Below are 12,772 nucleotides of genomic sequence, written 5' to 3' on the forward strand. Positions count from 1 at the left end.
CACGGCCATGCGCGCAGGCCCCTCCCAAGAGGAGATCCGGCGCCACAATCTCGGCGCGCTGCTCCGCCATGTCCATCTCGGCGGGCCGACCTCGCGCGCCGAGCTGACGACCCGGATGGGGCTCAACCGCAGCACGATCATGGCGCTCACCGCCGACCTCACCGCCGCCGGGCTGGTCCGCGAGGAACTGCCGCGAGACACGGGCCGGGCGGGCAGGCCGTCGCTGGTCGTCCGGCCCGAGTCGGCGAAGGTCTACGTCTTCGCCTTCGACGTCGGGGTGGACCGCGTGGCGGCGGCCCGCGTGGGCCTCGGCGGGACGATCCTGGACCGCCGCGACGCCGTACGGCACCGCGGCCCGTTCGAGCTGGACGAGGTGGTCGGCGGGCTGGCCTCGTTCGCCAGGCAGATGCACCGAAAGACCCGTTCCGACACGGTGTGCGTGGGGGCGGGGGCCGCGTTCGCCGGCGGCGTGCGCAACGACGGCGTGATCAGGTTCGGCCCGAACATGGGGGCGTACGACGTGCCGTTCGGCGAGGAACTGGCCCGCAAACTCGGCCTCGGGCTGACCGTCGCGGTCGGCAACGACGCCAACCTGGCGGCCATGGCCGAGCAGTCACGCGGGCTCGGGGTGGGCAGCCGTGACCTGATCTACCTGCACGGAGACGTCGGCATCGGCGGCGGTGTGATCGCGGGGGGCCACCTGCTGGGCGGCCACGAGGGCTACGGCGGCGAGGTCGGCCACATGGTGGTCAATCCGGGCGGCCGCGCCTGCGGCTGCGGGTCGCACGGCTGCCTGGAGGCGGAGGTGGGGGAACGCGCCCTGCTGGAGCTGGCCGGCCGGTTCGGCCAGCAGGTCGGCAGGGACGCCGTGCGGGCCGTGGTCGACGCCGCCGACCGGGGGGACATCGTCGCCCAGGAGGCGCTCAGCCGGGTCGGCGACTGGCTCGGCCTGGGCGTCGCCAACCTGGTCAACGTGTTCAACCCGGAGATCGTGGTGTTCGGCGGGATGCTCCGCGAGGTCTACCTGGGGGCGGCGGCGCAGGTGCGCAGCCGCATCGCGACCGAGGCACTGGCCGCCTCACGGGAGCGCCTGCGTCTGCGCACCTCCGCGCTGGGCGATGACGCCACCCTGGTGGGCGCGGCCGAGCTGGCCTTCTCACACGTGCTGGCCGATCCCCTCGAAGCCCTCGCGCGGGTGAGCTCCTAGCCGGTCGCTCCCCGTAAAAAGATCGTACGGCCGCGCCCGGAGGCACGGCCGTACGTCATCGGAAGGTCGGGTCGGGGATCAGGCGACGCGCCCGTTCGGGGCGGTCCAGGTGTTGCAGCCGCTGGGGCCGCCGGTGCTGAATCCGCGCTTCATCCAGTACGCCTGGGTGTAGCCCTTGCCGTGGTCGTTGGTCGGCCAGCCCTTGTGGCCGTTCTTGGAGGTCCAGTCGACCATGCCGCTCCACTCCTGGGAGTTCACCGGCAGGGAGCTCTGGACGCTGCGCAGGAAGGCGGAGGCCATGCAGTCGGCCTGCACTTCGAAGCGCCGCGAGAGCGCGAGCTTGGCGGATCCGCGAGCCCGCGCGTGCACCGGGAAGTAGTAGTTGGTGGCGATGCCGCTGACGGTCTGCACGTGGTGCGCGTACTCGTGCGCCATGAACTGCGCGAGACCGAGGTCGAACGGGTCGCGAAGGATCTTCTTCGTGACGCCGATGTACATCGTCTTGTTGGACGAGCAGTAGTAGCCGCCCGCACCCGAGGGCCACCTGCCGCACGGGCTGCTCACCCGGCTGGTGACGAAGCGGAGGCGCGGCTTGCTGAAGGGCAGCTTCGCCTTCTTGAACTGGCGGGCCCAGGAGTTGTTGAGACAGGTGTTCACCCGGCTCATGAAGGTCTTGTACGACGCCGCACTCCCCGTGCGGATGGAACCCGGTCGGCAGTTGATCCGGGAGAGCAGTCCGGTCCGGTAGATGGGGTTGTGCGTCGCGGCACGCTTGCCCTGCGGCACGGCCTGCCGCGTGTTCTGCTGCTGCGTCTCCTTCGTGGCGGCCGGCGCCGTGGCGCCCGATGCCTCAGCCGTGCCCGCCCCGAGGAGGGTGAGGACCGCGGCCGCGGCGATTAGGGATGAGAGTTTGCTGATGGGGAGGGTGTTCATAATGGTGCAAAGATTAGACCATTACGTCGCAAATCGGGCCAGCTTCACGATCCTTCGAAGGATCGCCTGAAGTACCGGCCCCCCGGCGAACTACACTCGTGGAATCGGTAGCGCGAGCAGAGAGGATGATTCCGTGGCTGAGCGGGCTGGACTCCTTAAGTCGATCACGGGTCCCAAGGACCTCAAACGGCTGGAAGCAGAGGAGCTGCCACGGCTCGCGGCGGAGATCCGCGACCTGCTCGTCACCTCGGCAGCCAGGAACGGCGGCCATCTGGGCCCCAACCTCGGAGTGGTCGAGCTCACCATCGCGCTGCACCGGGTCTTCGACTCCCCGGTGGACAAGGTGCTCTGGGACACCGGTCACCAGGCCTACGTCCACAAGATGCTCACCGGCAGGGCCGGCGACTTCGGCTCGCTGCGGCTGGAGGGCGGGCTGTCGGGCTATCCGAGCCAGGCCGAGTCCGAGCACGACGTCATCGAGAACTCGCACGCCTCGACCGTGCTGTCCTACGCCGACGGCCTGGCCAAGGCGTACAAGGTGCGCGGCGAGCCGCACCGGGCGATCGTGCCGGTGATCGGCGACGGCGCGCTCACCGGCGGCATGGCCTGGGAGGCGCTGAACAACATCGCCGCCGGCAAGGACCTGCCGGTGATCATCGTGGTCAACGACAACGGCCGCTCCTACTCGCCGACCATCGGCGGGCTGGCCAGCCACCTGTCCTCGCTGCGGGTGACCCAGCGCTACGAGGAGACGCTGGAGTTCGTCAAGGACAACCTGGGCCGGGTGCCGGTGGTGGGCGGTCCGTTCTACGAGACCCTGCACGGCATCAAGAAGGGCCTCAAGGACATCCTGGCCCCGCAGGCGATGTTCGAGGACCTCGGCCTGAAATACGTCGGTCCCATCGACGGGCACGACGAGCAGGCCGTCGAGGCGGCCCTGCGCAAGGGGCGCGACTTCCGCGGCCCGGTCATCGTGCACGTGATCACCCGTAAGGGGTTCGGCTACTCGCCCGCCGAGAACGACGAGGAGGACTGCTACCACTCGCCGGGCGCCTTCGACCCGGTCACCGGCGAGGAGCTGCCCAAGCCGCCGGGCTGGACGAGCGTGTTCAGCGAGGAGATCGTGCGCATCGGCCAGGCGCGGTCCGACGTCGTCGCGATCACCGCCGCGATGCAGCACCCGGTGGGCCTGGCCCCCTTCGCCGAGGCCTTCCCCGACCGCTTCTACGACGTCGGCATCGCCGAGCAGCACGCGCTGACCTCCGCGGCGGGACTCGCCCTCGGCGGCCTGCACCCCGTGGTCGCGCTCTACTCCACCTTCCTCAACCGTGCCTTCGACCAGCTCCTGCTCGACGTCGCCCTGCACCGGCTCCCCGTGACGGTGGTGCTCGACCGGGCCGGGGTCACCGGAGACGACGGCCCCAGCCACAACGGCATGTGGGACCTGTCGATCCTGCACGTCGTGCCCGACCTGCGCATCGCCGTGCCACGCGACGCCGTACGGCTGCGCGAGCTGCTCGCCGAGTCGGTCGAGGTCGCCGACGGCCCCACCGTGGTGCGCTACCCCAAGGGCCCGGTCGCGGCCGAGATCGAGGCGGTCGGCAAGCTGGGCGGAGCCGACGTGCTGCGGACCGGCGACCCCGACGTGCTGCTGATCGCGGTCGGCCCGATGGCCGGAGTCTGCCTGGAGGCCGCCGTGTTGCTCGACGCGCAGGGCATCTCGGCCACGGTGGTCGATCCCCGCTGGGTCCGGCCGCTCGACGAGGCCCTGGTGCTCGCGGCGGGCGCGCACAAGCTGGTCGCCGTCGTCGAGGACGCCGGCCGGGTGGGCGGTGTGGGCGACGGGGTGGCGCGGATGCTCCACGACGCCGACGTGGACGTGCCCGTGCGCACGTACGGCATCCCGCAGCGCTTCCTCGACCACGCCAAACGCGCCAAGATCCTCAACGAGATCGGCCTCAACCCGCAGGATCTCGCCCGCGAGATCACCGAGGCGGTCGCCAAGCGGAGCCCCGCGCTGGAGCACCACCCGAGCAACTGATCCTCCTCCCTTGGCAAACCCTGGGACATCCCAGCCCTTAGAAGGAGAAAGAAGGGGGCAACCAGGGACTAGGGAGCCGATCAGGGGGCAGGGCGGTGGTCATGTTCCGCACGAAGCCCATCGAACAGTCGATCAGGGACACCGAGGAGCCGGAATACCGGTTGCGACGGCGGCTGAGCGCCGTCGACCTGGCGGTCTTCGGTGTCGGCGTGATCGTGGGCACCGGCATCTTCGTGCTGACCGGTCAGGTCGCACGCGACACCGCCGGGCCCGCGGTCGCCCTGTCCTTCGTGGCGGCGGGGATCGTGTGCGCCCTCGCCGCGCTCTGCTACGCCGAGTTCGCCGCCACGGTTCCGGTCGCCGGTTCGGCCTACACCTACTCCTACGCGACCCTCGGCGAGTTCCCCGCCTGGATCATCGGCTGGGACCTCATGCTGGAACTGGCCCTGGGCGCGGCCGTGGTCTCGGTCGGCTGGTCGGGATACTTCGGCTCGCTGCTGTCGTCGCTGGGCGTGCCGCTGCCCGCCTCGATCGCGGGCGAGGACGCGCTGATCAACCTCCCGGCGATGATCGTCGTGCTGCTGCTCACCGCGATCCTGGTCGCCGGAATCAAGCTCTCGTCGCGGACGACCCTCGTGCTGGTGACCGTCAAGGTGGCCGTGGTGCTGCTGGTGATCGTGGCCGGCCTGTTCTTCATCAAGGGCGCGAACTACACCCCGTTCATCCCGCCGAGCGAGGCGACCCCCGGGGTCGCCGGCTTGGGCGCGCCACTCATCCAGGTCATCTTCGGGGTCACGCCCACCGCGTACGGCGTGGCCGGGATCTTCTCCGCCGCCGCCATCGTGTTCTTCGCCTTCATCGGGTTCGACATCGTCGCCACCGCCGCGGAGGAGACCAAGAACCCGCAGCGCGACATGCCGATCGGCATCCTCGGCTCACTCGCCATCTGCACGGCACTCTACGTCGCGGTCTCGCTGGTCGTGGTCGGCATGCAGCCGTACACGCAGCTCAGCACCTCCGCCCCGCTGGCCGACGCGTTCACCGCGGTCGGGCAGCCGTGGCTCGCGACGGTGATCAGCATCGGCGCGATCGCGGGCCTCACCACGGTGGTGCTGATCATGATGCTCGGTCAGAGCAGGGTGCTGTTCGCGATGAGCCGCGACAACCTGCTGCCGAGAGGGCTGGCCGCCGTTCATCCGAGGTTCGGCACGCCCGCCAGGGTGACGGTCATCATCGGCGTCGTGGTGGCGCTGCTCGCCGGCTTCATCCCGCTGGCCGCCCTCGCCGAGCTGGTCAACATCGGCACCCTGTTCGCCTTCATCGTGGTCTCCGCCGGAGTGGTCATCCTCCGCCGAACCCGCCCCGACCTCCCCCGTGCCTTCCGCACCCCGCTCGTCCCGCTGATCCCGATCCTGTCCGTGCTCGCCTGCCTCTACCTCATGCTCAACCTTCCCGTCGAGACGTGGCTGAGGTTCGTGGTGTGGATGCTCATCGGCGTCGCCCTCTACTTCCTGTACGGCAGGCGGCACAGCCGCGTCGGCCTGGAGGGAACCTCGGAGGCGTCTCCGCGGTAAGCAGGGCGGAGGTGCTCGATGAGCAGAACGATCGCACGACTGGTGACGGTGCTGATGGTGCTGGCCGCGGTGGCCGCGCCGGGAACGGCCCAGGCGCGGGGCAACTGGGCGGTGACCTACCTCGACCCGGTCCCCGCCCGGTTCTCCGCCGGGACGGCGTACACCTTCGGGTTCTGGGTGCTGCAACACGGCACGCACCCGTTCTGGGGTGAGGACATCGGTGAGGTCGCGTTACGGTTCACCGGCGACACGGGTGAGGTCCTGACGTTTCCCGGGGTGGAGCTGAAGGAGGCCGCGCACTACGCGGCGGCCGTCTCGCTGCCCGCGGGGTCGTGGCGGATGACGGGCGTGCAGGGGATGTTCCAGCCGCACGAGGTCGGCCTGCTGACCGTGCCCGGCGGCCTCAAGGTCAACCCGCTGCCGCAGGATCTGCCGACCATGGAGCCGCCGGAGGGCGGCAAGGAGTACTGGGGCGCGATCCGCCCGCCGGGGTTCCCGGCGGGGGACGGTGAGACGCAGCCGGTCGGCCCGGCGGGGGACGGCGGGACGCAGCCGGCCGGCACGCCTGAACCGGCGCCGGCGAGCGGGGCGGCCGGGAACACGATCACGGCCACGGTGGCCGGCCCCGCCACCCCGTGGTGGCGCTCGCCGTACACCGTGGCCGCGCTGGTGCTGCTGCTGGCGGGCACGGCCGGCGCCGTCGGCGTCGTCCGTGCCCGCAGGCGTTAGGCGATGCCGGTGCGCTTCAGGTAGGGGGTGATGCCGCCGAGGTGGAAGGGCCAGCCGGCGCCCAGGATCAGGCACAGGTCGATGTCCTCGGCGGCGGCGACGACGCCCTCGTCGAGCATGAGACGGATCTCCTCGGCGAGGGCGCGCAGCACCCGGTCCCGGACCTGGTCGGCGGTGGACGGCGACGAGCCGCCGGCGAAGAGGGCCACCGCCTCCGAGTCGAGGGTGAGGTCGGGGAGGTGGACGCCGGGCTTGCCGGCGGCGACCAGCTTGACCATGCCCTCGGAGACGCCGAAGCGGTCGGGGTAGGCCGCGTGCAGGGTCTCGGCGACGTGCAGGCCGACGGCCGGGCCGACGAGCTGCACCAGCGTGAACGGCGTCATGGGCAGGCCCAGGCCGTCGAGCGCGTGGTCGGCGACCTCCAGCGGCGTGCCCTCGTCGACCGCGGCGGCGACCTCGCCCATGAAGCGGGTCAGCAGCCGGTTGACGACGAACGCCGGTGAGTCCTTCACCAGCACGCACGACTTCTTCAGCGACCTGCCGACGGCGAACGCGGTGGCGAGCGCGGCGTCGTCGGTCCGGTCACCGCGGACGATCTCCACCAGCGGCATGACCGCGACCGGGTTGAAGAAGTGGAGGCCCACCACCCGTTCGGGACGCCGCAGGCCGGCGGCCATCTCGGTGACCGACAGCGAGGAGGTGTTGGTGGCGAGCACGCACTCGTCGGAGACGACCGCCTCGACCTCGGCGAACACCTTCTGCTTGACGGCGAGGTCCTCGAAGACCGCCTCGATGACCAGGTCGGCGTCGGCGAAGGAGTCCTTGCTGAGCGAGCCGGTGATGAGCCCCTTCAGCCGGTTCGCCGCGTCGGCGGAGACGCGGTTCCCGGCCTGCAGCTTGCCGATCTCGGCGTGCGCGTAGCCGACGCCCTTGGCGAGGCGGGCCTCGTCGAGGTCGGTGAGCACGACGGGGACCTCCAGCCGCCGGGCGAAGAGCAGCGCGAGCTGGGAGGCCATCAGGCCGGCCCCGACCACGCCGACCTTGGTGACCTTGCGGGCCAGGGCCGCGTCCGGGGCTCCGGCGGGCCGTTTGGCCCGGCGCTGCACCAGGTCGAAGGCGTAGAGCCCGGCCCGTAGTTCGTCGCTCACCAGGAGGTCGGTCAGGGCCGCGTCCTCCGCGGCGAAGCCCTCGTCGCGGCTCGCCGTACGGGCCAGTTCGACCAGGTCGATCGCCCGGTAGGGCGCGGGGGCGGCGCCGTGGAGCTTCAGGTCGGCGAGGTCGCGCGCCCGCTGGACGGCCGGGGCCCAGTCGCCGGCGGTGTGGTCCGTGCGGGTGACGGTCACCTCGCCGCGGAGCACCTGGGCGGCCCAGCGCAGCGACTCCTCGAGGAAGTCGGCCGGCTCGAACAGGGCGTCGGCGACGCCGAGCTCGAACGCCTGCCGCCCCTTGGTCATCCGGTTCTGCGACAGCGGGTTCTCGATGATCAGCTTCAGGGCCGGCTCGGGGCCGATCAGGCGGGGCAGCAGCTGCGAGCCGCCCCAGCCGGGCACCAGCCCGAGGAAGCACTCGGGCAGCGCGACGGCGGGCACGCCCGAGGAGATGGTCCGGTAGGTGCAGTGCAGCGCGACCTCCAGGCCGCCGCCCATCGCCGCGCCGTTGACGAAGGCGAAGGAGGGGACGTCCAGCTCGCCGAGCCGCCGCATGACGTGGTGGCCGAGCCCGGCGATCGCGGCGGCCTCCTCGCGGCCGGTCAGCGTCGCCGCGCCCTTGAGGTCGGCCCCGACGGCGAAGACGAACGGCTTGCCCGTCACGCCCACCGCGGCCAGGTCGGTGCGGGCGGCGATGCCGTCGAGCGCGCCGTTCAGCGCGAGCATGCCCTGCGGGCCGAACGTGCTCGGCTTGGTGTGGTCGAGGCCGTTGTCGAGCGTGATCAGGGCCATGGTGCCCGCGCCGTGCGGCAGTTCGACGTCGCGGACCAGCGCCTTGGTGACGATCTCGCCGGTGTCACGGCGCAGCAGCAGCGACCGCCAGGTGTCGAGACTCACTTGCCCTCCCCGTTCAGGTTCTCCCAGATGACGGTCCCGCCCATGCCCATGCCGACGCACATCGTGGTCACGCCGTACCGCACCTGCGGGCGCTCGCCGAACTGGCGGGCCAGCTGGGTCATCAGCCGTACCCCCGAGGAGGCCAGCGGGTGGCCGAAGGCGATCGCGCCGCCGTAGGGGTTCACCCGCGGGTCGTCGTCGGCGATCCCGAAGTGGTCGAGGAAGGCCAGCACCTGTACGGCGAAGGCCTCGTTGATCTCGAACAGGCCGATGTCCTCGATGGACAGGCCCGCCATCCGCAGTGCCCGTTCGGTGGACGGGATCGGGCCCACGCCCATCACCTCGGGGTCGACTCCGGCGAACGCGAAGGAGACCATCCGCATCTTGGCGGTCAGCCCCAGCTCGCGGGCGACGTCGGCGGCGGCGACGATGCAGCCGGTGGCGCCGTCGTTGACGCCGGAGGCGTTGCCGGCGGTGACCCGGCCGTGCGGGCGGAACGGCGTCTTGAGGTCTCTCAGCGCCGCCAGGGTGGTACCCGGGCGTGGCCCCTCGTCGGCCGTGGCCAGCCCCCAGCCCCGCTCGGCGGAGCGGGTGGCCGTCTCCACCAGGTCGGGCTGGATCAGTCCGTCGGCGTACGCCTTGGCGACCTTCTCCTGGGAGGCGACCGCGTAGGCGTCCGCCCTGTCCTTGGTGACAGCGGGGTAGCGGTCGTGCAGGTTCTCCGCGGTCATGCCCATGACCAGGGCGGAGGGATCGACGAGCCGCTCGGCGAGGAACCTCGGGTTGGGGTCGACGCCCTCACCCATCGGGTGCCTTCCCATGTGCTCGACGCCGCCCGCGATCGCGACGTCGTACGCGCCGAAGGCGATGCCGCCCGCGACGTTGGTGACCGCTGTCATGGCGCCGGCGCACATGCGGTCGATCGCGTAGCCGGGGACGCTCTTGGGCAGGCCCGCGAGCACCGCCGCCGAACGGCCGATGGTCAGGCCCTGGTCTCCGATCTGGGTGGTGGCCGCGACGGCCACCTCGTCCACACGCGCCGGCGGCAGGCCGGGGTTTCGCCTGAGCAGCTCGCGGATGACCCGGATCACCAGGTCGTCCGCGCGCGTCTCGGCGTACAGGCCCTTGGGGCCCGACCTGCCGAAGGGTGTGCGCACTCCGTCGACGAACACGACGTCACGAGAGGAAGGCACGGTTCGCTCCTCGTTGGTGGATGGCTTCCCGTCCTATGCTACTGGTCAGTAACAACTGTGCACGCGACGAGTCCGGAGATCCCCGCGAGCGCCAGTACGCACACGGCGGGGGAACTCGGGTCCCACAGATGGGCGCGGGCCGCGAGCAGCGCGCCGGCGCACCCGGCCGCCCCCGCCCAGAGCGTCCGGCCGCGGGCCGGCCGCCTGCCGCGCTCCGGGTCCCACGGGTCGCCGGGCGAGTCCTCCGCCTGGCGGGCACGCGCCAGCGCTCGCGCGACGTCCCGTGCCCACCAGGCGGTGAACACGACGCCCGCCGCGTAACCCGCCAGTGCCAGCGGTCCGGCCGCGTTCGCCAGCGGGCCCGCCACGCCGTACAGCCCGGAGTCGCCGAACAGGCGCGGCAGGGTGAGCCCGAGCAGCAGGACCACCGCCCAGCCCGCGGCGACCCCCAGCCTGCTCAGGGTCCGCGTGCGCGGCGGCACGACGAACAGCTCCCGCTCGAAGGCCGCCGACTTCCGCGCCCGCAGACCCCAGACGAGCTGGGTGAGCGCCAGGGCGGGCAGCGCCAGCACGAACGTGCCGAGCGCGACCACCGCGTACGGCAGGGCGGGCTCGCCGGCCGGGGCGCGTTCGGTGAGTATCTGGGCGGTGGCGAGCAGGCACACCGCTCCGAGGAGGCCGGCGAGCGCCAGGCGCCTGGTGGCGCGCGTCCGCGCGCGCAGCCGCGTCAGCGTGACCGAGCCGGGAAGGACGCCGGTGGAGAGGGTGGGGCCAGACACGATGCAATCATGCCGTCACTGATCGCGAGCGGACGTCCTTTCCGGAAAGGATTCCGCGACGCGGTATTCCGGCATTTCGCTCGGCTCCGTCAAACCGGGCGGGGCCTAAATGCCGAACGGAGCTCATGATTGCGATTTATAGCGATATTTCGCACTAGGCCGTGAATTGAGATCAAACTTCACCCTTGGTCGCCAGCCTCGTGAGTGCCTTGACGATGGGATGCACGGTCAGGGAGATCTGCCAGGAACGGGCCCCCAGCTCGCGCAGCCGCGCGGCCACGGTCTCCTCGTCGAGCTCCTCCGGAGGCTCCCAGGTGAGCCGGCGGACCGCGTCGGGCTGCAGGAGGTTCTCCGTCGGCATGCGGTGCTCGTCGGCGAGCGCCGCCACCACCGCGCGGGCGGCGGCCAGGCGCTTGGCGGCGACCGGATCGCGGTCGGCCCACCGGTTGGCGGGCGGCGGTCCGTCACCCGCCGTGCTCGGCTGGGGGAGCTGCGACTCCGGCAGCCCCCTGGCCCGGGTCACGGCCGCCAGCCAGTCGCGCAGGTGCCGCCTGGCGCTGCGGCCGGTGAAGGGGGCGATCTCGGTGAGCGCCTTGGTCGTGCGGGGGATCTCCAGCGCGGCGGTGACGATCGCGGAGTCGGGCAGCACCCTGCCCGGTGCGAGATCGGAGTCGCGGGCGAGCGTGTCACGCAGGTTCCACAGCTCGCGGACGATCGCCAGCCCGCGCAGCGAGCGGACCTTGTGGATGCCGGAGGTGCGCCGCCACGGATCGGAGCGGGGGGAGGGCACCGGCGACGCGAGCACCGCGGTGAACTCCTCCTCCGCCCAGTCGAGCTTCCCGCTCTCCGTCAGCTCCCCGTGCAGCACGTCGCGCAGTTCGACGAGGACCTCGACGTCGAGCGCGGCGTAACGCAGCCAGGCCTCAGGCAGCGGGCGGGTGGACCAGTCGGCGGCGGAGTGGCCCTTCTCCAGCCGCAGTCCGAGCACGGTCTCCACCATCGTGCCGAGCCCGACCCGCTCGTAGCCCAGCAGCCTGCCGGCCAGCTCGGTGTCGAACAGTCTCCTGGGCCGGAAACCCAGCTCGGCCAGGCAGGGGAGATCCTGGGAGGCGGCGTGCAGCACGATCTCGGCGTCGGCGAGCGCGGTGTCGAGGGGGGCGAGGTCGGGGCAGGCGGTCGGGTCGATCAGCACGCTGCCCGCGCCCGCCCGGCGGAGCTGGACGAGGTAGGCCCTGCCGCTGTAGCGGTAACCGGAGGCGCGCTCGGCGTCGACGGCGACCGGTCCGTGCCCGCGCGCGAAGGAGTGCACGGCCTTGGCCAGGTCGCCTGGGTCATTGATCACCGGCGGGATGCCCTCGCGCGGCTCCAGCAGAAGGACGACCTCCTCCGCCGGCATGGTTGTCTCGTCGGTCACTGCCTGAAGGACTCCGGATCTTCGCGTCGACGTGGTGGCAGAGCCGCCACATCAGGTGGTAGCGGTGGGATACCCGCCGCGAGGCACATCAGATCGCACCATGCCGCCACATGGCTGGACAAGTCGTCCTCGGCCGGGGACCACGAGGCGCGCAGCTCCAGCTCGGTGGTGACCGGATCCTCGGCCTTGTTGCCGAAGCCCTCGGACACCGCGCGGGTCACGGTGCCGCCCGCCGCCGAGTAGCCGGCGCCGTGCGACTCCAGCGCGTCGGTCAGCCAGCTCCACGCGACCGGGCCCAGCAGCGGATCGGAGGTGATCTCCGGCTCCATGTCGGCCCTGACGTAGGCGACCAGGCGGAACGGGCCGTCCCAGCCGCGCTGCCCGTCGGGGTCGAAGAGCACGATCAGCCTGCCGACGGCCAGCTCGTCGTCGTCGCGGTAGACGGAGGCGCCGATCGCCGCCGAGAAGGGGGCGAGACGCTGCGGTGCGGGGAGGTCTTCGAGCTCGATCTCCGGCCGGACCGCGGTCTGACGCATGCTCTCCACCGCGCGCCTGAAGGCCGCGGGGGCGAGAGCCGCATCACCGGTGGTCATATCCGAAGAGTAGGTCGAAGGCGGGCGCATGGGGACCACGGGGGTATGTATAGGTGCCATGGAAGTCGATCAAGCCGTGGCCGGCACCCGGCGGGGGGCACGGCGGCCCTGGCGCCCGGGTGATGCGATGAACGACGCGTGACCGTGTCCGGCCCCGGCCCGGGAGGGGGATCGGCCCTGCCGATGTCCCTCTGGAGAGGGCGGCTGCTCGAACACCCGTTCGCCGGCGCAGGAAGTGCGTCGCTCACTGCGGCGCTCGGGGGA

The 12,772-nt window shown here is 71.7% G+C and carries 10 protein-coding genes; 4 read left to right on the forward strand and 6 right to left on the reverse strand.

The window, feature by feature from the left end:
* The first annotated feature begins 7 nt into the window (after positions 1 to 7).
* Positions 8 to 1,207: an ROK family transcriptional regulator gene (locus tag MBA17_RS11950; protein ID WP_238496748.1), complete on the forward strand. Its 1,200-nt coding sequence runs from the start codon at positions 8 to 10 to the stop codon at positions 1,205 to 1,207.
* A 78-nt stretch (positions 1,208 to 1,285) separates the two neighbouring features.
* On the opposite strand, the gene MBA17_RS11955 is transcribed toward MBA17_RS11950, so the two are convergent.
* Entirely contained in the window at positions 1,286 to 2,140 is an 855-nt protein-coding gene (locus MBA17_RS11955; RefSeq protein ID WP_238496461.1) for a neutral zinc metallopeptidase, read from the reverse strand.
* Positions 2,141 to 2,273: 133 nt separating this feature from the next.
* Here MBA17_RS11955 and dxs point away from each other — a divergent pair, with 133 nt between their 5' ends.
* The 3 genes from dxs to MBA17_RS11970 all read left to right on the forward strand — a co-directional run bounded on the left by dxs (position 2,274) and on the right by MBA17_RS11970 (position 6,484).
* The gene (dxs, locus tag MBA17_RS11960) at positions 2,274 to 4,181 is read left to right on the forward strand and encodes a 1-deoxy-D-xylulose-5-phosphate synthase (RefSeq protein WP_238496462.1); all 1,908 of its coding nucleotides are present in this window, start codon (positions 2,274 to 2,276) and stop codon (positions 4,179 to 4,181) included.
* Between the two features lie 101 nt (positions 4,182 to 4,282).
* Positions 4,283 to 5,755 (forward strand): amino acid permease, encoded by a 1,473-nt coding sequence (locus MBA17_RS11965; protein WP_274385278.1) that lies wholly within the window; start codon positions 4,283 to 4,285, stop codon positions 5,753 to 5,755.
* A gap of 18 nt (positions 5,756 to 5,773) precedes the next feature.
* The gene (locus MBA17_RS11970) at positions 5,774 to 6,484 is read left to right on the forward strand and encodes a hypothetical protein (protein ID WP_238496464.1); all 711 of its coding nucleotides are present in this window, start codon (positions 5,774 to 5,776) and stop codon (positions 6,482 to 6,484) included.
* Here the strand turns inward: MBA17_RS11970 and MBA17_RS11975 are convergent.
* The 5 genes from MBA17_RS11975 to MBA17_RS11995 form a co-directional block, all read right to left on the reverse strand.
* Positions 6,481 to 8,529 carry a 3-hydroxyacyl-CoA dehydrogenase NAD-binding domain-containing protein gene (locus MBA17_RS11975; protein WP_238496465.1) on the reverse strand — a complete coding sequence of 683 codons (2,049 nt, stop codon included), beginning with the start codon at positions 8,527 to 8,529 and terminating at the stop codon, positions 6,481 to 6,483. The two genes, MBA17_RS11970 and MBA17_RS11975, sit on opposite strands and share 4 nt — an antisense overlap.
* On the reverse strand, positions 8,526 to 9,701 hold the full coding sequence (locus tag MBA17_RS11980; RefSeq protein ID WP_455432756.1) for a thiolase family protein: 1,176 nt from the start codon (positions 9,699 to 9,701) through the stop codon (positions 8,526 to 8,528). Before MBA17_RS11980 ends, MBA17_RS11975 begins: the two co-directional genes overlap by 4 nt.
* Positions 9,702 to 9,760: 59 nt before the next feature.
* Positions 9,761 to 10,501, reverse strand: a complete 741-nt coding sequence (locus MBA17_RS11985; protein ID WP_238496469.1) for a hypothetical protein — start codon at positions 10,499 to 10,501, stop codon at positions 9,761 to 9,763.
* 172 nt (positions 10,502 to 10,673) lie between these two features.
* The gene (locus MBA17_RS11990; RefSeq protein WP_238496749.1) at positions 10,674 to 11,897 is read right to left on the reverse strand and encodes an HRDC domain-containing protein; all 1,224 of its coding nucleotides are present in this window, start codon (positions 11,895 to 11,897) and stop codon (positions 10,674 to 10,676) included.
* 14 nt (positions 11,898 to 11,911) lie between these two features.
* Positions 11,912 to 12,508: a DUF3000 domain-containing protein gene (locus tag MBA17_RS11995; protein WP_238496470.1), complete on the reverse strand. Its 597-nt coding sequence runs from the start codon at positions 12,506 to 12,508 to the stop codon at positions 11,912 to 11,914.
* Between the last annotated feature and the right edge of the window lie 264 nt (positions 12,509 to 12,772).

Source organism: Dolomitihabitans soli, assembly GCF_022213955.1.
Taxonomy (GTDB): Bacteria; Actinomycetota; Actinomycetes; order Streptosporangiales; family Streptosporangiaceae; genus Streptosporangium_A; species Streptosporangium_A soli.